Genomic DNA, 21,052 nt, shown 5'->3' on the forward strand with positions numbered 1-21,052 from the left:
GACCCGCTCATGCTGCTGCCAGCCATGCGCTACCCGATCCTGATGTATCACCAGATCCGCACGCTGCCGCCGCCGACCGACCGGCTGCGCGCCCTGAGCGTCGCGCCCGATGCATTCCGCCGCCAGATGACGCTGTTCAGGCGGCTCGGCTATCGCGGCCTGAGCATGCGTGAGCTGCAGCCGTACCTGCGCGGCGAGCGCAGCGGGAAAGTCTTCGGCATTACATTCGACGACGGCTTTCTCAACGTGCTGACGCATGCGATGCCCGTGCTCGACGAGCTCGGCTTCACCGCGACCTGCTACTTCGTCGCTGGCCGGTTCGGCCGCGAGAACGACTGGGATGCGGGTGCCGATACCGCACGCTCGCCGCTGATGACGTGCGCGGACATGCTCGCCTGGCGCGATCACGGCCATGAAATCGGCTCGCATACGCTCGATCACGTCGCGCTGTCGCACATGCCGGCACACGTGTCGGAGGTTCAGATCACCGAATCGAAGCAGCGGCTCGAAGCGTTCGGCGGCCAGCCCGTCGAATCGTTCTGCTACCCGTACGGCGACCTGGACCCGCGCGTGCGCGACCAGGTCGCGGCCGCCGGTTATCACAACGCGACCACGACCCGGCGCGGCTGCGCCGATGCGTACGACGACCGGTTCCTGTTGCCGCGGATTCCGGTGGCCGGCGGTGTCGGGGCGATGCGGCTGTGGTTCAAGTGTGCGAAGGCGCGGGTTCAGCGGCGCAAGTAGTTCACGCTGCCTCGTCCGTCACTCTGGCTATTCCGTTCGCTGCCTGCCGAATGCAAGCAGACCGGCCAGCGCGATTCCCATAAACAGGATCCATCCCGGCGCAAGCATCGTCCAGCCTGCGGCGATGCTGCCGATGAAGTTGCCGAGCATCCCGCCGATCGCCCACGAAATCGCGCGGCTGCCGGCCCGTACGACCACGCACGCACGTCATACATCCCCCTTCGTCCATGCACTCACCGCTGGAACGCCCTGCGCATCTGCGCGCCAGCCACATCGAACACCTGGCGGGCCGCCGGCGTCACGCCGACCATATGGATGCACGCATGGATCATCCCCGGCAGCACGACGCAATCGACCGGCACACCGGCCTCCCGCAATCGCGCCGCATACGCGTGCGCGTCGTCGCGCACCGGATCGTACTCGCACGCCAGCAACGTGGCCGGTGGCAGACCCTCGAGCGAAGCCGCCCGCAACGGCGACACGCTGGGCGAGCTGCCGTCGGCCGGATCGGCCAGGTACAGGTCGAAGCAGTACTGCATGATCTCGTCCGTCAGGTAGTAGCCCTGCCCGCAAGTCCGATAGGACGTCGTGCTCATCGACGCATCCAGCGGCGGGTACAGCAACAGCTGATGCGCGATCGACGGGCCGCCCCGCTCCCGTGCGACCAGGCAGGCAGCTGCGGCCAGGTTGCCTCCGGCACTGTCGCCGCCGACGGCGATGCGCGCCGGGTCCAGCCCCAGGCCGGCCGCCTCGCCGAACACCCAGTCCAGCGCATCGCAGAAATCCTCCAGCGGCACCGGAAACTCGTGCTCCGGCGCAAGCCGGTAATCGACCGACAGCACGACGCATTGCGTCGCGTTGGCCAGCGCGCGGCAAGGATTGTCGTAAAGCTCGAGCGTGCCGAGGCACCACCCGCCGCCGTGCGCATAAACGATCGCCGGCTGCCGTTCCGCGTGCGCCGACGTGGCCGCCGGCCAATAGGCCCGCACGCGAATCTGCCGCCCGTCGCGTGTGGGCACCGCGAAGGTTTCCGTACGGTCGACCGCTTCCAGCGGCCCATGCCAGCCCGTCAGTGTCGTCTCGGTCGCCTGCCGCAACGCGTCGAGCGACGAAGGCGGCTCGGCCAGGGCCAGTCGCGCCAGCAGCGCGGCGATGTGGTTGTCGATCGGCATGATCAGCGGCTCCGTTCCAGGAACGGCAGCAGATGGCCGATGAACGCGTCGGGCGCCTCTTCCATGATGAAGTGGCCGCAATCGGGCACGACCGCGCCCTGCAGATCCGTCGCGTTGTCACGCATCGTGACCAGCGGTGCATCGCCGGTCGCATGTTCGGCACCGATCGCGAGCACGGGCATCGTCAGCTTGCGCTGCGCCCGCGCCTGGTTCTGCCGGATCGTCTCCGGAATCGCACGGTAATAGGCGAAGCCGCCGCGCAGGCCGCCCGGTGCCGAATAGGCGTCGATATACACATCGATGGCCACGCAATCGCGCCGGAACGACCAGCGGTTGAACATGAACTCCAGATAGGCCCGTTCACGTCCGGCAATCAGCGTCTCGGGCAGATCGGCCAGCTGGTTGAACATGAAATGCCACAGGAAGATGTTCTCTTCCGGCGGAGCGAAGATCGATGGCGCGGGCGCCAGCCCGGGGATCACCGCCTCCGTGAGCGCCAGCGACTTCACCGCTTCGGGCCGATCGCTCGCGAGTGCATAGGCCACCCACATGCCGACGTCGTGGCCGGCCACCTGGTACACATCGAAGCCAAGCTGCACCATCACGCGATGCAACGTCGCCGCCGTGTGGCCCGTGTCGTAACCCGCCTGCGGCCGGTCGGAATAGCCGGTGCCGGGCGGATCGACCGCGATGGCCATGAAGCCGCGCGCGGCGAGCGCCTGCATCACATGACGCCAGGCGTACCAGGTTTGCGGCCACCCGGGAATCAGCAGGACCGGGGTGCCTGCGCCGGCCGTGACGCAATGAATGCGCTGGCCGTCGATGCGGACGTATTGATGGGCAAAGCGTTGAGCGTCGGCTGACGACGACTGAAGTTGAGCGGACATATCGATGATTCCTCGCAATGGGGGCCGGCTCAGGCGATGCCGAGCATGTCGTGGATTTGCCGTTGATCGACCGCGGCACCGGCGAAGTCGTCGAAGATGCGCTCCGTCACCCGGATGATGTGGTCGTTGATGAACGCGACGCCTTCGCGTGCGCCGTCCTCCTGGTCCTTGAGGCAGCATTCCCACTCGAGGGTCGCCCATCCTGTGTAGTCGTACTGAGCAAGTTTCGAAAAAATCGCCTTGAAGTCGACCTGACCATCGCCGAGCGAGCGGAAACGGCCGGCACGCTCGAGCCACGAACTGTAGCCGCCGTAGATCCCCTGACGGCCCGAAGGCAGGAACTCGGCATCCTTCACATGGAACATGCGGATGTGGTCGCGGTAGATATCGATGTACGCGAGATAGTCCAGCTGCTGCAGCACGAAATGGCTCGGATCGAACAGCATCTTGCAGCGTGCGTGCTCGCCGACCAGCGCATGGAAGCGCTCGAAGCTGACGCCGTCGTGCAGGTCCTCGCTGGGATGGATCTCGTAGCAGAGGTTGACGCCGTTTTCATCGCAGACGTCGAGAATCGGCCGCCAGCGGCGCGCCAGCTCGTCGAAGGCCGTCTCGATGAGGCCGGCGGGCCGTTGCGGGAACGGAAACAGGTAGGGCCACGCGAACGAGCCGGAAAACGTGCCCATGTCGGTCAGCCCCAGACGGCGGGACGCCCGCGCCGCCAGCGTGAGCCGATCCAGTGCCCACGCGGTGCGCGCGGCCGGGTTGCCACGCACGGCCTCGGGCGCGAAGTTGTCGCACATGGCGTCGTACGCCGGATGCACGGCGACCAGTTGCCCGAAGATATGCGTGGTCAGTTCGCTGATCTCCAGCCCGTGATCGGCCAGCATGCCCTTCACGTCATCGCAATACGCCTGGCTTTCCGCGGCCGTCTCCACGTCGAACAGACGGCCGTCCCACGCGGGAATCTGCAGCGCCTTGAAGCCGACGCCGGCCGCCCATTGCGCGATATTCGGCAAGCTGTCGAACGGCACCGCATCGTCGGCGAACTGCGCGAGATGGAGACTGGGGCCCTTGAGGGTACGCATGATCAATTCCTATTGTTTGTTGATCGACAAAGAATAGAATAGCGGAACGGCGCGTGTCAACACGACGCGCGATAAAATCGGCGCACGATGTGACGACGGACGAAAGGGATATGGCGGGACGACCGAGAGAATTTGATCGCGACATGGCGCTGAAACGCGCGATGCTGGCGTTCTGGCGACACGGCTACGAAGGCACGTCGATGTCCGACCTGGTCGAAGCGATGGGCATCGCGTCAGCGCGCATCTACGCCGCCTTCGGCAGCAAGGAAGCGCTGTTCCAGGAGGCCGTGGCGCTCTACGAGCAAGGCGAAGGCGGCTTCGCCGATCGCGCGTTCGCCGAGGAAACCGATGTCCGCGCGGCTGTCGAACGGATGCTGCGCGACGCGGTCGCCGCCTATACCCGACGCGGCCAGCCGCACGGCTGCATGGTGGTGTCCGCCGCCACCAACTACTCGGCCGAAAACGAAGGGGTGATGGAATGGCTGGCCGCCCATCGGCGCGCACGCACGCAGTCGATCGTCGAGCGCCTGCAACTCGCAGCCGAACAGGGGCAACTCGCGCGGGGCACCGACATCAAGGCGCTGGCCGATTTCTATGCGACGCAGTTGCACGGCATCTCCGTTCAATCCCGCGACGGGGTATCGAAGGAGCGGCTGCTCGCCTCCATCGGGCCGGCGATGATGCCGCTTGCGATGGCGGTGCGTGATGGGGTGTGAGGCGGCACGACTGACGGGATAAGGGTTCTGAGATCGAAAATCAGGTACACGACCGCAATGGACCAGGATATTCAGACCATGCTCCGCCGCTATCGCGAACGAGAGATCGACCTGCACCAGTTACGCGTGTGGCTTGACGGTGAAAGAACGCGTGTGGACGCACAAATCCCCCGCGGCGAATGGCTGAAACTCAGGCGAGGGAGTGAAGCGCAAAGCAACGGGGCGATCGCGCGCCTGCTTCCGGCCTGCATGCACTGTCTCGGTGTCGGCGAGCCTAAAGCGTTCGCATCGCATCAGGAGTATCGGCAATACGCCTATCGTCGCGACGTGGCCGTCGCAAACAACATCCTCTCCGAAATTCCCCAGCCTCATTTCTCTTCCGAAGGCCCCGATTCGGCAGGTTCGGTCATGTACTGTCGCTGCACCTTCTGCCGCTCGATCTGGGCACTCGTCGAGCCCGAGAAAGCGGAAAGCGGTGCATGGATTCGAATCATCTAGGTTCGAAATCCGCAATCCGATATCGCCGTTGCCACCAGCGCGCCGCGACAGCACAAGGTCCAATCGGGACGGTAGGGTAAGGACCGCCCCTCGCCCCGCGCTTGCCCCTACACCGACAACCCGCCCGACACCTCGATCGCCGTCCCGTTCACGAAACTGGCTTCGTCCGACGCGAGGAACGCGTAAACGCTCGCAATTTCGCTCGGCGTACCCAACCGCCGCTGCCAGCATGCGTCCCGAAACCCGTCGAGCACTTTGTCCGGCATTGTCTTGAGGATGTCCGTCTCGATGAAGCCCGGGCACACCGCATTGACGCGAATGCCTTTAGGGCCGAGCTCCCTGGCCCACGTCTTGGTGAAACCGATCACGCCGAATTTGCTGGCCGCGTAGTTCGTCTGGCCGAAATTCCCGTAGATGCCGACGACGCTCGACGCGTTGAGCACCACGCCGCGCTTCTGCTCGATCATCGTGTCGACGACCGCCTGCGTGCAGTTGAACACGCCCTTCAGGTTGACGTCGATGACCTTGTCGAACTGTTCCTCGCTCATGTTCACGAGCCGCGCATCCTGCGTAATGCCCGCGTTGTTGACGAGAATGTCGATCCGGCCGAACTGCGCCTTCACGTTCGCGATTACCGCGTCGATGCCGGCCCGGTCGGTCACGTCGAGCGTATGCGCGACCGCCGAATGGCCGCGCTCGTTCAGGTGCCGCGCCTCGTGTCGCACCGCGTCTGCGGAACGGTCGCACAACACGACGATCGCCCCTTCGCTCGCGAAGGTCCTGGCCGTTGCCTGCCCGATCCCCGCCGCGGCGCCCGTGATGATCGCCACCTTGTCCTTGAGTTTCATTTACTTTGCCTCGTTACCCGAAAGAGTCGCGTCGCGCGACCGCCGACTGCCGGCCGGCCGCGCGACGCCCTGTTGCGCCTATGCCGACACCGTATCCGCCGCACCGAGCTTGGTCATCCCGCTGATCACGTCGACGTGATCCTTCGGTACCAGGCCGGAGTGCACCGTCGTCCAGCAGCTCGGGCAGAAGTGTTCGCGGAACACGATCTCCGAATCGACGTAATACGACGGATCGACACGCACGTTCGAGCTGGCGGAGACCGGATCGGAATCCCGGCACGCGAGCGACAGCTGCTTGTCGTGATCGCTCAGTTGATGTCCGCAGTGCCGGCAGACCACGACCGATCCGCCCGCCACGGCGGCAAGGCCGAGGTTGTCGTCGATCGCGCGCGCCTTCTCCGGGTCGAATCGGCCCGTCAGCTGCTTCGGCGCCGGCTCCGCATATTTCTGGCGCTCGCCGAGAATCGCCGCGCGCCGGTGCTCCGTTCCGCCGACGTCGACGTGACCCGCCGCGTCGACGATCACGCCGTAGACGAGTTCGGCCGCACCAGCGCCGATCTTGCCGTTGCGCAGGTCGGTCGCGACCGCCTGCGCCTCGCGGCGAATCGGGTCGCCGTAGCCGCCGCCACCCTGGCAATGCAGATACAGGACGTCGCCTTGCTTCAGCTCGCCTGCCGTCATGCACTGCGCAGTCGTCAGCTCGCCGCCGAGCGCGAACAGGTCGGTCGGCACCTCACCCTTTGCAAACATGGCCTCGAGCGGCACGTCGCGCACCACGACGTTGTGCCCGGTATTGCCCGGATGGCCGCCGGCGAGCCCCTGGTTCTGCGCAGTCGCCATCCCCGAGCTCGACAGCACCATCGCCATCGGCAGCGACGACCCGTACGGCGTGATCGCGACCGACGCGCTGACGCCGCCGCGATGCCGGCCCGGGCCGCCCGAGTCCGGTTCCTCGCGACGCCAGAGCACGACCAGCGGATACAGCAACTCGGTCATTTCGACGTCGGGCAGCTTGCCCATCGGAATGCAGAACAAACCGCCCGTATCGATGCCGTCGGCGGCCGGACGCGCGCCGTAGCCGCCGGCCATCGACTCCATCACGACATCGACGAACGGCGCATGGTGCTTGCCGCGCTGGTCGACACCGGCGAGCACCGCCGTGTTCCAGGTGCCGCAACAGGTCGCCTGCACGTTCGCCTTCATGTCGACCGTGCAGTCGAGCATCTGCGACAGGCACTGCGCGGCCAGGTTGCCGATCGCCCACGCGGTCGCGATCGGCGCCTTGTTGATCGCCGCGGGGAACGTCGCGTTGTTCATCGTCCCTTCCGGCGTGACGATGTCGAAGCAGCGCATCAGGCCGCCGGCCGCCCACGGAATATTGCCGGCGAGCGTCGGCAGCAGCGCGAGCATCACGCCGCCGCGCGACCCTGCATACGTGCAGTTGATGACGCCGGCCTGCGGTGCGGTGCCGGTGAAATCGAACGTCAGGTGATCGTCGCGCTTCGTCATCGACAGCGTCAGCTTGTGCGGACGCCGATCGCCGGCCTCGGACTGATCCATGTAGCTCGTCGCCTGCCACGTCCCGTCCGGCGCGTTGCGAAGCTTGTCACGCAGGCGTCGCTCCGCGTCGTTCATCATCCGCTTCATCACCGCCTTGACCGTGTCGGGGCCGTACTGCTCGATCAGCGCGAGAATGCGCTTGCGCCCGACCAGGTTCGCACCGATCTTCGCGCGCAGATCGAGGCCGATGAGTTGCGGCACGCGCGAGCGACGCACCCACATGTCGGCCACGTCGCGTTGCAGCTCGAAGTTCCGGACGATCTTGATCGGCGGCGTCGGCAGCGATTCCGAAAACACGTCGGGCGCGGCGATCGGCATCGAGCCCGGCGCCACCCCGCCGAGATCCGGCTCATGGCAAATCGCACTCGTCCAGCCGAACAGCTTGCCGTCATGGAAGATCGGCGAAAAAACCAGCACGTCGCTCTGGTGCAAGCCGCCGCCGATCCACGGGTCGTTGCACAGGAACATGTCGCCGTCCTGGATGCCCGGATTGTCGGCCCGGTTCTGCAGCGTCCAGTAGATCGCGAGATCGATCGCGCCCGCCAGCATCGTGTTGTAGAGGCCGATCTGCACCTCCTGCCCCGCTTCGTCGTTGATCGTGAAGTCGTAGTCGTTCGCTTCCGAGACGACCGGGCTGCCCGACATGCGCTTCAGCGTCTCGCCCATCTCGTCGGTGATCGACCAGAGGCGATGGCGAATCACCTCGTAAGTCAGCGGATGCAGCGCGTCGATCACATCGTCCGACACGGTGTGCGCCTTCAGCGACGGCGGCAGCGACCGCAGCAGCACCTCCGGTGCAACGGGCCGGCTGACGAAAATTTCGGAACCCGGAATCGTGGATTGCATGACAGTTCTCCTATTCGCGGGTCACGCCGCGTTCATCTTGATCGACAGGTTGCCCAGGTGGTCGATGACGCCCCGCATCCCGTTCGGGACCACGACCGTCGTCGTCGGCACCTGGATCACGGCCGGCCCCTCCACCACGTGCCCGGCACGCAGCAGCGTGTAGTCGTAGGCCGGGGTATCGACGAATCCGTCGTGTGCATCGAGGCAAATCGGGCGCCGTTCGATCACGGCATGCTCGACCGGCATGCCGTTCGCGGCTTCGATCTCCGGGAGTTCCGGCGAGATCGGCAGGATGCCTTCGCCGCGAACCCGGTAGGTCAGGACCTGGATGCCTGCATCGCGGAAGCCGGAACCGGCGCCGAACAGCTGCGCGTACAGTTCCTCGAACTTGTCGACCGCATCCTGCAGCGATTCGACGGTGATCGGGCCCGACGCCAGCGGCGTCGACACCTCGCCCATCTGCATGCCGTAGCGCATGTCGATCTCGCGATAGAGCTTCGTCTCGACGAACTTGATGCCCTGTCGCTCGAGCACGGTGCTGACTTCCTCCTCCAGCCGCCTGAAATTCTCGGCGACGCGCACCGGATCGATCGGCGCGACCGCGGGATCGGACAGCTCGCGGATCACGTTGACCTTCGATGCCGCCAGCCCGAATGCGGAGAATGCCGACGCAACCGGACCGAGCGGCACCAGCACTTCGCTCGCGCCGACCGCGAACGTGTACGCCGCGCAGTGAGCCGGCCCCGCGCCGCCGAACGCGTAGACGACGAAGTCGCGCGGATCATGCCCGGCTTCCACCGCGATCTTGCGGAGCAGGTCGCCGGTCTGCGCGTTCTGCACCGCGTAAATCGCCGCGGCCGCTTCCTCGACGCTCAGCCCGAGCGGCTCCGCGATCCGGCGCCGGATCGCATCGCGCGCCAGCTCGATCGACAGCGGGCGCTTGCCGCCAAGCAGCCCGCGCGACGGCAGGATGCCCAGCACGAGGTTGGCATCGGTGATCGTCGGCTCCATGCCGCCGGCGCCGTAGCATGCCGGCCCCGGCGCAGCCTGCGCGCTCAGCGGGCCGACCCGCAGATTGCCGCCCGCGTCGATCCACGCGATCGCACCGCCGCCGGACCCGATCGCCTCGACGCGCAGCGTCGGCACGTTGACCGGCGACTGGTTGATGATGGTCTGCGCCGCGCGCACCGGCTCGCCGTCGACGATCAGGCCGGCAAGGAACGTCGTGCCGCCCACGTCCGTTGCCATCACGTTGCGATGGCCGAGCTGGCCCGCGAGCTGCATCGCGCCGACCACGCCGCCGGTCAGCACCGAGCCGACCGTCGTGATCGCGGTGGCCGGTGCTTCGGCCGCCGTGATCGCGCCGCCCGAGCTCTGCATCACGAGCAGCGGCCCGACGAGCCCTTCGCTGCGCAGCCCCGCTTCGAGGTTCGCCAGGTAATCGCGCAGGCCCGGGCCGATCTGCGTGCTCATGATCGTCGTTGCGTGGCGTGCATACTCGCGGATCCGCGGGCTCACGTCCGACGACAGCGCGACATAGATATCCGGCGCTTCTTCCCGGATGATGTCGCGCACACGCCGCTCGTGCGACGGATTCCGGAACGACCAGAGCAGCGACACGGCAATCGCCGACACCCCTTGTGCCACGCAGTCACGCACCGCTTCGCGCACTTCCGGATCATCGAGCTCGACCAGCACGTTCCCCTCGCGATCCATTCGTTGCGTCACTTCCTTGATCAGGCGCTTGGCGACGAGCGGCGCGGGCTTGGCATGGCCGAGCACGTTCTGCAGCTCCATCGACGAGCGGCCGAGATAGCGCCCCTCGACGTTCATGATCGCGATCGAATCGCCGTGCCCGCGCGTCGTGATGAACCCGACGGGCGGCACCTTGCCCATCACGAGTGCATTCAGCGACGACGTCGTGCCGTGTGCGATGTGATCCGTGTGCTGGAGAAACTCGGCGCGCGACATCGAGAATTGCTCGGCCAGCAGGCCCAGCACGTTGAAGACACCGGCCGAATAGTCGGGCGGCGTGGAAGGCGTCTTGGCCGACACGATGACGCCGCGGTCGTCGACCGCTACACCATCGGTGAAGGTTCCGCCTACATCGACTCCTACTACGAATCCCATTTCACGTCTCCTTTGAATACCTTGTGAATCGCGCCGGGGCGGAACGCGATCTGCTTGTTTGCACTGCCGGTTCAACCCACCTCGAACAACGCGGCGGCCCCCATTCCGCCACCGACGCACATCGCGACCACGACATGCTTCACGCGCCGGCGCCGCCCTTCGAGCAACGCGTGCCCGACCAGCCGCGAACCCGTCATCCCGTACGGATGCCCGATCGCGATCGCCCCGCCGTTGACGTTGTAGCGCGCCGGATCGATACCGAGCCGGTCCCGGCAATAGAGCACCTGGCACGCGAACGCCTCGTTCAGCTCCCACAGGCCGATATCGTCGATCGTCAGGCCATGCTGCTTGAGCAGCTTCGGAATCGCGTAGACCGGACCAATGCCCATCTCTTCCGGTGCAGTCCCGGCAACGGCCATTCCTCGGTAGATGCCCAGCGGGGCGAGCCCGGCACGCTCGGCCGAGCGCGCATCCATCAGCACGCACGCGCTCGCGCCGTCGGACAGCTGGCTCGCGTTGCCTGCCGTCACCGCGCCGCCGGCCAGCACCGGCTTCAGCGACTGAAGCCCCGGTAACGTCGTGTCCGGACGGTTGCCTTCGTCTTTCGAGAGCGTGATCTCGCGCACGTCGATCGCACCGGTCTGCTTGTCCGTCACCCGCGTCGAGACCGTGATCGGCACGATCTCGTCGTCGAACAGGCCGTCGCGCTGCGCCGCCGCCGTCCGTTTCTGCGATGCCAGCGCATACGCATCCTGCTGCTCGCGCGTGATACCGTAGCGCGTCGACACGCACTCCGCGGTCTCGAGCATCGGCATATAGGCGTGCGGCGCATGGCGCAGCACCTCGGCGTCTTTCTCCGCGTACACCCAGTCGTAGTACCGATCCTGGATCGCGGAGATGTTTTCCTGCCCGCCGGCCACGACGACGTCCATGCCGTCCACGACGATCTGCTTCGCGCCGGTTGCGATCGCCATCAGGCCCGACGCACACTGGCGATCGATCGACTGCGCGGCGACGGTATGCGGAAGCCCGGCCGCGAACAACGCGTTGCGCGCGATATTCGACCCTGCGGTGCCCGCCGCCAGTACCGTGCCGACAATGACGTCCTCGATTCGCCCCGGCTCGACGCCGGCACGCGCCACCGCATGACGAATCGCGTGCCCCATGAGACTCGGCGACTTCGTTGCGTTGAACGCGCCGCGATAGGCTCGACCGATGGGCGTTCTGGCCGTCGAGACGATGACTGCTTCTTTCATTGCATCCACTCCTACCAATAGGATTCCGTACTATGCGGCGGGCTATGTCCAGATGATTCGAACGCGATTCGTCTATCGATACGCGCCGCTCAGCAGCGCACCGGCATTCGGCACGACCGGTTCGAGCCCCAGGTGATCGAGCATCCGTCGTGTCGTGCAGATGGCGGTGGACGTCACCGGAACGCCGAGGGCATCCTCGACGATCTGGATCGACGGCAGCGACTGCATCTGGACACAGGCGGACAGCACGACGACGTCGGCATTCGCGATGTTCAGCTTCTTCACGTCGTCGACCAGGCGTGCCGGGTCGCGCAGCCCGACCTCGAGGTTGTCCGGAATCTCGAACGCGAGCGAATCGATCACTTCGATGCCCTCGTTTTCGACGTACTCGACAACCCGATCGCACAGCGGGCGCATATACGGCGCCAGCAACGAGATCTTCTTCGCGCCCATGATCTTCAGCCCTTCCACCAACGCGCCGGCCGACGTCATGACCGGCGAGTGGCAGTGATTCTCGCGGGCCACCGCCGTCAGCTCGCGCTCGACTTCGCGGTGGTAGCCGTTGCCCATCGCCATGATCGCGACCAGGCAGGCCGTGCTCATCACGTCGACCCGCGCATCGGCCAGTTCCGCCGCGCAGCGCAGCCCTTCGCGGTTCATCGCCTCGAGTTCCTCGCGCGTCACCTTGTGCATCCGCATCCGGCTGCTGTGAAACGTGAAGCGTTCGTCGGGGCGAATGCTTTCGCGCGCGCGCAGCATCGCGGGAATTTCGGTTTCCATCGTCGTATTCGAACTCGGGACGATCTGGCCGATTCGATAGGTTCTTGCGGTCATGCGGGTTCCTTGGAAGTCAGATACGGTTCGAGCGCCGCACGCAATGTGGACGGAATCTCGATGCTCTCCCGAACGCCCTCGCGGATGGCAATCGGCGTGAACTTGCCTTCGAACGCGAGGCGCCCGTCCGGGAGAAAAGCGCGCGCAACCAGGTCGAACGTGCGCGTGCGAATCTCGCCCACTTCGACGCGGATATCGACGACGTCTTCCGGGTAGAGCGACGCGTGAAACGTCAGGCTCATGTGCTTGCACGGCAGGCCGACCCCGCTCTCGCGCCCTTCCCGCCCGCCGGCTCCGTAGCCGATGCGCCGATAGAAATGCATGACGGCGCCCAGCAGGTAGTCGGTGAAGCGGCCCGTGAACACGACGCCGGCCGGATCGCAGTCGGACCAGCGCGCGATGCGCCTCACCGTGAACGGCAGGTCGGCCACCACGATTTCGGAGCTTTCGTTCACAGGACCCCCGCGCTGCCTGCCAGCCGTTGCACGAGCTCGGGAAACTCGCTGCGCAGGCGCGCATCGTCGATCCGCCCGGTGCGCGTCATGAACTGGTAGACGAATTCCTCCGGCGTGTAGTTGTCCATCCACGTCGCGACGTCCTCGTACCACATGTACGAACGTTCGGACGCATCGATCAGCTTGTTCTTCTGCGGCTTGTGATCCTGCTCGAACGCAGCGAGCCCGCGTGCCGCGTCGCCGTCGCATTCGAGCAGCGCCCGTGCCAGCGCGATCGCATCCGTCATCGCGATGCGCGTGCCCGAGCCGATCGAGAAATGCGCGCTCGCGAGTGCGTCGCCGATCAGCACATGGCGGCCGCTGACCCACTTTTCGTTGCGGATGACCGGGAACTGCCGCCACACGGATTTGTTCGAGATCAGCGGCAGGCCGCCGAGCTCGGGCGCGAAAATCTCCTCGAACAGGTGCTGGCGATCGTCGTCGGTCAATTCGCCCAGGCGGAGACGATGCCACGTTGCGTCGTCGCACTCCGCGACGAACGTGCTCATGTCGTCGCTATACGCGTAGTAGTGCGCAACAAAATGGCCACCATTGAAGGCCCGGAAGACCAGTGCAGGCGCCTCGAACACGCGCTTCGTGCCGTACCACGCAAAGTGGTTGCTCAGCGAGCGCTGCGTGGTACCGAAGGCATCCGGATACTGCCGGCGCACCACCGAGTTGATGCCGTCCGCGCCCACCACGACATCCGCATCGTCGAGGCCGAACGTCGCGAGATCGAGGGTCGTCTCGATCCGGCGGCCGAAATGGATGCGAACGCCCGCTTCTTCCGCTTCGCGCTGAAGGACCTGCAGCAGCGCGAGGCGCGGAATGGCGCCGCCCTTCACGTTCAGCTTGATCTCGATCGGCTCCTCGCGCTGGACGATGACTTGCCGATCGTTGTAGCGCATCGCGTCGCACAGTGCGTAGTAGGACCGCTCGTCGGCTTCCTGCAACTGCAGCATGCCGGTATCCGCCAGCACGACACCGAACCCGAACGTGGCGTCGGCGACGTTCTGCTCGATCACATCGACCTGCCAGTCGGGGGCCGTTCGTTTCAGCAGGAGCCCAAGATAAAGCCCGGACGGGCCGCCCCCTACGATCGCGATCTTCATTGCTGTCCCCGCGGCGTGATTTCGAGCGTATAGCGGTCGAAGGTCTTGACGTTCCCGTCGAATCCGCCCGTCAGCGACGCGTTCCAGAGTGCCGGCACGAACCCCAGTGCCTTGCGGTCGAACACGATCGCATCGGGCGAGCAGATCTTCCAGTAGCCGTGGGTCGGGCCGTCGACGTGGTAGCGCGGGTTGTTCTTGCTCGATTCGACGAGCGGTTCGAACTCGGGCACGTCGAGCACATAGAGCACCGCTTCCGTGCCGTCGTTCTCGCCGTTCGATTCGCCGATCCCGTGCGCCTTGTCGCGCCAGACCTGGTCGATCGACTTGAATTCGCCGGTGCCCGCGAGCATCGCGTCCTCGGCCTTCATCGCGGCATCGAGCGTGCGTTTCGCATCGTCCGCGTCGAGCAGGTTCATCGGGCGCTGCTGCAGCGTGATCTCGAGGTAGTACCCGTTCGGGTCGCTGAAGTAGATCGACTCGATAAGTTCGTGGCGAATCTGGTAGATCAGCGGAATGCCGTGCGCCTCGAGCCGGTCGCGCCACTCGATCAATTCCTCGTACGTGTCGACCGCCCACGCGGTATGCGTCGCTTCGAAGCGATAGTCGGCGACTGCGCGCGTGTAATCCGGCTGCTCCGTGTCGATGTAGTAGAAGAACGCGATGGTGCTCCCCTTGCCGCTTTCGAAGAAAAAGTGGAGGAAGTCCGGATGGTTTGCCGGCCCCCAGCCGCGCGCCGAAATCGCGTGAACGAGCGGCAGCCCGAGCTTGTCGCGGTAGAACTCGACGGTTTCCCGAAGTTTCCAGGTAGGCCGGGCGGTATGGTGCACGCCCTTCAGAACCGGTTGCGTGGAAGTCACTGTGTTCTCCAGTAATGGGTCAATCAGATTCACGAGCTTTTTTCGGAACCGACGACTTGCCGCGCGACCATGTCGCGCAGCGACTGACGGCTGAGCTTGCCCGACGCGGTCAACGGGAATGCGTCGACCACCTCGATGCGCTCCGGCCACTTGAATTTCGCGAGGCCGTATTCCTTCAGGTAGGCGCCAAGCTCCGGAAGCGTGGGCGCGGCATGCCCGTCACGCAGGATCAGCACGGCACACAGGCGTTCGTCGAATACCGGATCGGGATACGGCACGGCGACGACCTGTGCGATCGACGGGTGTCCGGCCACGGCCATCTCCACTTCTTCGCAGTTGATCTTTTCGCCGCCACGGCTCACGAGATCCTTGAAGCGGCCGCGGAACACGTAGTAGGTCTTGCCGTCGATGACACGCGCCTCCATCAGGTCGCCCGACCGGTAGTAGCCGTCGCGCGTGAAGGTTTCCTTGTTGCGCTCCTCGGCGCGGAAATAGCCGTGGATCGTGTAAGGCCCCTTGAACGCGGGTTCGCCGATTTCGCCGGGCCGGACCGGCTCTTCCGTGCCGGGGCCAAGCAGGCGGATACGGTCCCACGCGCTGACGGGGCGGCCGTTGGTCGTGTCGAGCGCTTCCTGGGAATCGTCCGGGTGCGTGAACATGATCACGCCCTCGGTGATGCCGAAGATGTGGAAGACGGGCACGCCCAGCAGCGCGCGCAGCTTCGGCGCGCTGTTGGCCGCGATGACGCCGCGCGCGTTCGACAGGTCGATGCGCCCCGACTGAATCGCCGTCTCGATGCGCGCAATGATCGGCCCGCCGAGCATCAGCCAGGTCGGCCGCGTCGTCTCGATCAACGCGATCAGCGTCTCCGGTGCCAGATCCGGCGGCACGGTGACCGTGCCGCCCGTCATCAGGAACGGGCCGAAGCAGCAGCCCATGTTCAGGTTGTGCACCATCGGCTGCGGCATGAACAACACGTCGCCCGGCTGGAAGCTGAGCCATTCCGCCACCGCACGCATGTTGTACAGATATTCGTTGTTGAAACGCGGGATGATCTTCGGCACGCCCGTCGTGCCGCCGGAAAGCTGGAACACGGCCACCTGGAACGGATCGAGCCGGACTTCCGCCAGCCGCGCCGCGGCCGCTTCATCGTCGATCGAGTCGATCAGCTGCTCGAGATGGAGCACGCCGTCACGCGGCTCGCCACGCGCCTGCAGGATCAGTTTCATCGTCGGTGCGCGAGACTGGATGTCCCGTGCAAACGCGATATCGTCGAATTTCGGATCGTCGCCCTGGACGAAATGAAGCTTCGCTTCAGCCAGGTTCGCGAGATAGCCGATCTCGTGCTCCCGATGCGCCGCCAACGTACAGATCGGAATCAGGCCTGCCTTCACGCAGGCCAGGAACATCACGACGAGCTGGGCGCTGTTCCCGAGCTGGAACACCACGCGATCGAGCGGTTCGAGGCCTTGCGCCAGCAGGGCCGCGCCGAGCCGGTTCGACTTCGAGTCGAGTTCGGCATACGTCATGCTCAATGCCGGCCCGACGAGCGCGAGGTTGTCGGGATAGCGTGCGGCAGTCGCGCGAAACCCGTCCGCGAGTGTTTCGAAGCCGAGCACGCCTTCCGCAACGTAGCGATCAAGATCGGCCTGATCCGGATACACGACGCCCGGAATCGGGCTGAGCACGTGCGCCGCACGGGTGGCCGACGAAGTGCCTGTTTCCTGAGGATTACGTACCGAGTCCATCCTTACCGTCTCCATGATTTTGTAATGTCTTGTCAGAACTTCGCGTTGAGCCAGGCCTGCAGGTGCTGGCCCGCCAACACCTGCCCCGACACTTCGCCGTCGTCCAGCGGCAATCCGTGGTGATTGCCACGCACACGGTGACGCGCCTTGTCGGCAGTCGCGAACGACGCGAACATCGCATCGACGTCACCCGGGAACACGCAGTTGTCACCGGTGTATTCGATCAACAGGGTCGGCTGCACGATCGACGGCGCGCACTTCGCGAGCGATGCATTCGACGACAGGCCGGACCAGGTCGACAGCCACGATTCCGGCGTGACCAGCCGGCCGAAGCCGACGCTGCCCAGGTTGGATACCGACGGATCGGCGCCCCACAGCGAGCCGACCAGGCGATCTGACGGTTCGAGCGACGTGTCCCAGCAGCGGAGATCGGCGTCGGTGCGCCACACCGTCAGGATCGGGCCATGACTCGCGAGTTGCTTGTCGGGTCGCGTGGGAGCCTCTTTCAGTCGCGTGCGCGCCGATTGCCGGCGCTCGACCAGTTCCCGTGCGCGTTGGTCGAGCCGCGCGACACGCTCGCGTTGCGCACGCCGGTAGCGCTCGATGAATTCGGGCGTATAGCGGGAGGATTCGGGGGGCCGGCGAAAGCCGTTTGCCGCGCTGAACGGGTCGAGCTCCGCAGCACTCGAGAACGGGTCGCTCTCGTCCGTGACCGACGGATCCAGCGCATTCATCAGCAACACGCCTTGCCCCGGGTGGGGCGACACGAACGCGATGCCGTCGGCGACCGGCATGACCGCGGTGTCGAGGTCCGTCGGACGCCCCGCCGGCGTACGGCGGATGCGCTCCTCGGCAGGGCGTTGCGATTGCTGGTTGTAGAACGCGAACAGCCCGGCACCGCCCGAGTTACCAGCCAGCACGATCGTCTCGAAACCCAGGTCGCGAAGCTGGCGCATGCCCGCCGCGACATCGTGCAGCGCAATCTCGTGCTCCAGGCGCAGATCGCTGCCGATCGAGCGTGGCGCCTGTACCCAGCAGGCCCATCCGGCATCCAGCGCTTCAGGCACCAGATAGTGGGTCATCACGAATTCACGGGGGTGCATGATGAATACGACCTTCCGTACGGGCGCTCGGGAAAACAGCACGCCCAGCGTCGCCTGCCCGTCCTGCGTCGTCAACGGAAAAGGCGTCGTGGTATAGGGAACCTGCATCCGCGCAGGCGTCCACGACGCCCCCCGCAACCCGGCGGTCACGGCGACTTTTCCGTTCGAACCCTGCTGTTTCATGGGCGCTCCGTCTTCCTGTTTCGATGATCCGATATTATTTGAGATAGTCTCAATTTAAGATTAATTGAGACCACCTCAAATGTCCACGAGCTAAGAATAGTGCTAGAGTTGAGACGGTGTCAATTTAAAGCGTGCAGCCCGGGCGCTATCGTTTACCCTGCTCTATGAAATCAACCAAAATCGCGCCAGAAGAAGCCGTTCCGTCCACACCGCGACGCTCCGGCAGACGCCCGAAAAGCGACACGCCGGGGTCCGGGCTGTCGCGCGACGCCGTCATCCGCAGTGCAATCGAACTCGCGCAGAAGGAATCGATCTTCGACGTGTCGATGGTTCGCGTGGCGCGCGAAATGGGCGTTGCGCCGGGGCTGGTTCACTACTACGTCGGCAGCAAGGACGACTTGCTCAGCGCCGTGCTGAACACGGCTTTCCACGAGCGCGTCCTCGCACTTCCGGCCGTGACGGGCGACTGGCGCGTCGACCTGGAAGGCGTCTGCCGTTCGTCGCTGGAAGTCCTCGCACGCTGGCCGGGCATCGCGAACTACATCGCGACGCAAAACCGGTTCAGGCTGTTTCAGCGCGTACAGCCGGGCGAGACGGATTACGGCCTCGCGTACTTCGATCACCTCGGGCGAATTCTCGAACACGCCGGCTTTGCGCCCGAGCAAGCGGCGCTCGCGTACGACTTGACGATGATGTTCATGACGAGCATCAGCGTCGAATTCGCCAACCGGCAGGCCCCTGGCGAACACAAGGAATTCATCGTCCGTCACGTCTCCCAGTTCGACCGGACGACCATTCCGGGCGCCGCCTTCCTCGTCGAGCCCTTCGCGAACATCGACAGCGAGAAACGGCTCGACGCCGGCCTGAAGCTCATGCTGGACGGATTCGAAACGTGGCTGTCGAAGCCGGCGGGCGAATCCCGGGCGCCCCGCAACGCACGCCGGTAACGACGAGACGCCGGGCCGATCGAACCGGCTCCGGCGTCTCGTCCCGTGTCTGCTCCCGCACCGTCACACGCGGTGCCGGGTGTCGACGCGGAGGCTCAGAACTTGTGCGTGTAGCCGATCGTGTATCCCTGGTAACTTGCCCGGATGTTCGTTCCCTGGCTCGGCCCGGTGCCGATGATCGTCGTCGGGATGTCGTACTCGAAAGCGGCGGTCACCAGGTTGTTCTTGTCGATGGCGTAGGTCGCGCCGAGCGTCACGGCGCGCGAGCTGATGCCCGGGCCATACATGTTCGCGATCGTATGGTCGGAGTCCACGTTGTTGTTCGCGAAGCTGTACCCGGCCCGCACCGTCCATTTCGGGTTGATCTCGTAGGAAACGCCGATGCGGCCGACGTTCTGGCTGCGATAACCCCACGAGTTCGTGCTGTTGTAGCCCGCGGCCCCCGACCACTGGATCCGGAGATAGTCCATCGCCAGCGTCAACCCGGGAAGCGGCCGAATCGCCACGCCGGCGCCGTACCGCGCCGGGCTGTCGATGTGCCCTCCGCTGGAAGCGAGCACATCGTCCTTGTAACCCGACAGCGGCGTAAACCACGTCTTCGTGAAATAGGAGGCGCCGACCGACACCATCGGCACCGGTGTCCAGAGCACACCCACGCCCGCACCGATACCCAGCGCATTGGCATTGCCGTGACTGGGCACGGGTTGCAGCGCACCGTCCGCGCCCGGTGCGACGAGGCCGTTCAGGCGCAACTGCTCGACACCCACCACCAGCGACGCACCGATCGAGAGATCGGACCGCGGCTTGTACGTAATCGTCGGGCTGGTATTGACGATGACGAGGCTCGCTTTCGCATTGCCGGCGCCAGGAACGGGCAGGACGGGCCGGCCGTAATTCGACGCGGCGCCCGCGCCCGTCATGGCCACGCCGAATGTCCACTGCGGCGCGATCTGGTAGTTGAAACCGAAGCCCGGCGATACGACGATCTTGCGGGAAAACAGGTGATTGTCCGGCGAACCGAACGTCGAGTTCGCGGACACCGGTAACGCCACCATGTAGAAATCGACTCGCGAGCCCAGCTCCGCGAGCCCCGCAGGGTTGTCCACCGCCGACGCGACATCCTGCGGAAACGCAATCGCGGCCCCGCCCATGCCCGACGACGACGCGCCGTTCCCGGTGAAATACGTGCCGTCGGTCGCAAACGCGCTCGTTGCCGCAGCCAGTGCGGTAGCCGACAACGCGAGACCTACATTCCGTCGTGCAAGACTGCTCATCCTTGTCTCCATACCTCGATATGTTTCTGTTGTGGTTCGGTCAATATCAAGCACTACTGAATGGATGGCCCATTGCACCGCCGCGGGCTCATCTCGTTGTCATGCCTCTGCTCTGCCGGATCGTGGACGCGACGAACCTCACGCCGTCACGATCGGGGCACGCTCCCTTGCGCTGAAATTTGACTGGGTATCAATTTTCTCGAAATGTAGCAGAATTGATAGGGGTGTCAAATACTATCGAGGTCGGCACAAACCCTTACGCCGTTCCGGATTCGTGCAGGGAATCGGCGCGGCCGGCCGTCAACCACCCGGCCCGCTCATCGCATGTTGTCCGGGATGACTCGCCCTCTGGCGAACCGACGCGCGTGGGCCGCCGTATTCAAGCGATGCTGAACCGACAGTGGCGGAAGGGAGGCGGATGCGATATTTGTCCCTCGACCGGTTGCGTCACTTCCAGCAGTCGACAAGGGAATCCATATGTGAGAAAGCAAATTTTTCGCAGATGGCCCGATTGCAGACGTCTATCGAGCACGCGATTTTCAATATCAGAGAGTTTGTTCCGGCGCATGTCCGGAGATACAGCGGAAAGCCCACTGCCACGATTCTTCAACGTGCGCAACGCATCCGACGAAAGACAATCGAAAGAAACATCGAATCGCAATAGCTCATAAAGATCAAAAAATCGTAATCGCGCTTTCACCATCGGGCTCGCTCGAAGGCCAGGGCGGCTCTTCAAGCTATCTCATACGATTGAACCC

At 65.0% G+C, this 21,052-nt stretch carries 19 protein-coding genes; 4 read left to right on the forward strand and 15 right to left on the reverse strand.

Translation table 11 applies throughout. The features are described from left to right. Positions 1 to 9: 9 nt before the first annotated feature. Positions 10 to 744 (forward strand): polysaccharide deacetylase family protein, encoded by a 735-nt coding sequence (locus tag BCEP18194_RS38140; protein WP_041493424.1) that lies wholly within the window; start codon positions 10 to 12, stop codon positions 742 to 744. Positions 745 to 771: 27 nt separating this feature from the next. Here BCEP18194_RS38140 and BCEP18194_RS42345 read toward each other — a convergent pair whose 3' ends face one another. From BCEP18194_RS42345 to BCEP18194_RS38155, 4 genes are all read right to left on the reverse strand, one after another. After that, the gene (locus BCEP18194_RS42345) at positions 772 to 894 is read right to left on the reverse strand and encodes a hypothetical protein (protein ID WP_278648927.1); all 123 of its coding nucleotides are present in this window, start codon (positions 892 to 894) and stop codon (positions 772 to 774) included. 83 nt (positions 895 to 977) lie between these two features. Continuing rightward, complete coding sequence (locus tag BCEP18194_RS38145; protein ID WP_011356679.1) at positions 978 to 1,916, reverse strand: alpha/beta hydrolase; 939 nt, start codon at positions 1,914 to 1,916, stop codon at positions 978 to 980. Positions 1,917 to 1,918: 2 nt separating this feature from the next. After that, a complete protein-coding gene (locus tag BCEP18194_RS38150; protein ID WP_011356680.1) occupies positions 1,919 to 2,803 on the reverse strand; it encodes an alpha/beta fold hydrolase in 885 nt (294 codons plus the stop codon). A gap of 29 nt (positions 2,804 to 2,832) precedes the next feature. Then, complete coding sequence (locus BCEP18194_RS38155) at positions 2,833 to 3,888, reverse strand: sugar phosphate isomerase/epimerase family protein (RefSeq protein ID WP_011356681.1); 1,056 nt, start codon at positions 3,886 to 3,888, stop codon at positions 2,833 to 2,835. A 110-nt stretch (positions 3,889 to 3,998) separates the two neighbouring features. Between BCEP18194_RS38155 and BCEP18194_RS38160 the strand changes: the two genes are divergently transcribed. Beyond that, positions 3,999 to 4,604, forward strand: a complete 606-nt coding sequence (locus tag BCEP18194_RS38160) for a TetR/AcrR family transcriptional regulator (RefSeq protein WP_011356682.1) — start codon at positions 3,999 to 4,001, stop codon at positions 4,602 to 4,604. Positions 4,605 to 4,661: 57 nt separating this feature from the next. Next, the gene (locus BCEP18194_RS38165; RefSeq protein WP_011356683.1) at positions 4,662 to 5,102 is read left to right on the forward strand and encodes a hypothetical protein; all 441 of its coding nucleotides are present in this window, start codon (positions 4,662 to 4,664) and stop codon (positions 5,100 to 5,102) included. Positions 5,103 to 5,209: 107 nt separating this feature from the next. On the opposite strand, the gene fabG is transcribed toward BCEP18194_RS38165, so the two are convergent. The 10 genes from fabG to BCEP18194_RS38215 all read right to left on the reverse strand — a co-directional run bounded on the left by fabG (position 5,210) and on the right by BCEP18194_RS38215 (position 18,073). Beyond that, complete coding sequence (fabG, locus tag BCEP18194_RS38170; protein WP_011356684.1) at positions 5,210 to 5,950, reverse strand: 3-oxoacyl-ACP reductase FabG; 741 nt, start codon at positions 5,948 to 5,950, stop codon at positions 5,210 to 5,212. Between the two features lie 78 nt (positions 5,951 to 6,028). After that, positions 6,029 to 8,356: a hydantoinase B/oxoprolinase family protein gene (locus tag BCEP18194_RS38175; RefSeq protein ID WP_011356685.1), complete on the reverse strand. Its 2,328-nt coding sequence runs from the start codon at positions 8,354 to 8,356 to the stop codon at positions 6,029 to 6,031. 21 nt (positions 8,357 to 8,377) lie between these two features. Further along, on the reverse strand, positions 8,378 to 10,486 hold the full coding sequence (locus BCEP18194_RS38180; protein WP_011356686.1) for a hydantoinase/oxoprolinase family protein: 2,109 nt from the start codon (positions 10,484 to 10,486) through the stop codon (positions 8,378 to 8,380). Between the two features lie 71 nt (positions 10,487 to 10,557). Continuing rightward, complete coding sequence (locus BCEP18194_RS38185) at positions 10,558 to 11,742, reverse strand: acetyl-CoA C-acyltransferase (RefSeq protein WP_011356687.1); 1,185 nt, start codon at positions 11,740 to 11,742, stop codon at positions 10,558 to 10,560. A 72-nt stretch (positions 11,743 to 11,814) separates the two neighbouring features. Next, positions 11,815 to 12,576 carry a maleate cis-trans isomerase family protein gene (locus tag BCEP18194_RS38190; protein WP_011356688.1) on the reverse strand — a complete coding sequence of 254 codons (762 nt, stop codon included), beginning with the start codon at positions 12,574 to 12,576 and terminating at the stop codon, positions 11,815 to 11,817. Further along, a complete protein-coding gene (locus BCEP18194_RS38195; protein ID WP_011356689.1) occupies positions 12,573 to 13,031 on the reverse strand; it encodes an acyl-CoA thioesterase in 459 nt (152 codons plus the stop codon). Before BCEP18194_RS38195 ends, BCEP18194_RS38190 begins: the two co-directional genes overlap by 4 nt. Next, positions 13,028 to 14,182: an FAD-dependent monooxygenase gene (locus tag BCEP18194_RS38200; RefSeq protein ID WP_011356690.1), complete on the reverse strand. Its 1,155-nt coding sequence runs from the start codon at positions 14,180 to 14,182 to the stop codon at positions 13,028 to 13,030. Before BCEP18194_RS38200 ends, BCEP18194_RS38195 begins: the two co-directional genes overlap by 4 nt. Further along, complete coding sequence (locus BCEP18194_RS38205; protein WP_011356691.1) at positions 14,179 to 15,039, reverse strand: VOC family protein; 861 nt, start codon at positions 15,037 to 15,039, stop codon at positions 14,179 to 14,181. The genes BCEP18194_RS38200 and BCEP18194_RS38205 overlap by 4 nt, the downstream gene beginning before the upstream one ends. Positions 15,040 to 15,068: 29 nt before the next feature. Next, positions 15,069 to 16,787 (reverse strand): AMP-binding protein, encoded by a 1,719-nt coding sequence (locus tag BCEP18194_RS38210; protein ID WP_011356692.1) that lies wholly within the window; start codon positions 16,785 to 16,787, stop codon positions 15,069 to 15,071. A gap of 32 nt (positions 16,788 to 16,819) precedes the next feature. After that, positions 16,820 to 18,073 carry a hypothetical protein gene (locus BCEP18194_RS38215; protein WP_011356693.1) on the reverse strand — a complete coding sequence of 418 codons (1,254 nt, stop codon included), beginning with the start codon at positions 18,071 to 18,073 and terminating at the stop codon, positions 16,820 to 16,822. 131 nt (positions 18,074 to 18,204) lie between these two features. Here BCEP18194_RS38215 and BCEP18194_RS38220 point away from each other — a divergent pair, with 131 nt between their 5' ends. Then, on the forward strand, positions 18,205 to 19,020 hold the full coding sequence (locus BCEP18194_RS38220) for a TetR/AcrR family transcriptional regulator (protein ID WP_157687437.1): 816 nt from the start codon (positions 18,205 to 18,207) through the stop codon (positions 19,018 to 19,020). Between the two features lie 95 nt (positions 19,021 to 19,115). On the opposite strand, the gene BCEP18194_RS38225 is transcribed toward BCEP18194_RS38220, so the two are convergent. Further along, positions 19,116 to 20,294 carry an OmpP1/FadL family transporter gene (locus tag BCEP18194_RS38225; protein WP_011356695.1) on the reverse strand — a complete coding sequence of 393 codons (1,179 nt, stop codon included), beginning with the start codon at positions 20,292 to 20,294 and terminating at the stop codon, positions 19,116 to 19,118. Between the last annotated feature and the right edge of the window lie 758 nt (positions 20,295 to 21,052).

This window comes from Burkholderia lata, from assembly GCF_000012945.1.
GTDB classification, from domain to species: Bacteria; Pseudomonadota; Gammaproteobacteria; order Burkholderiales; family Burkholderiaceae; genus Burkholderia; species Burkholderia lata.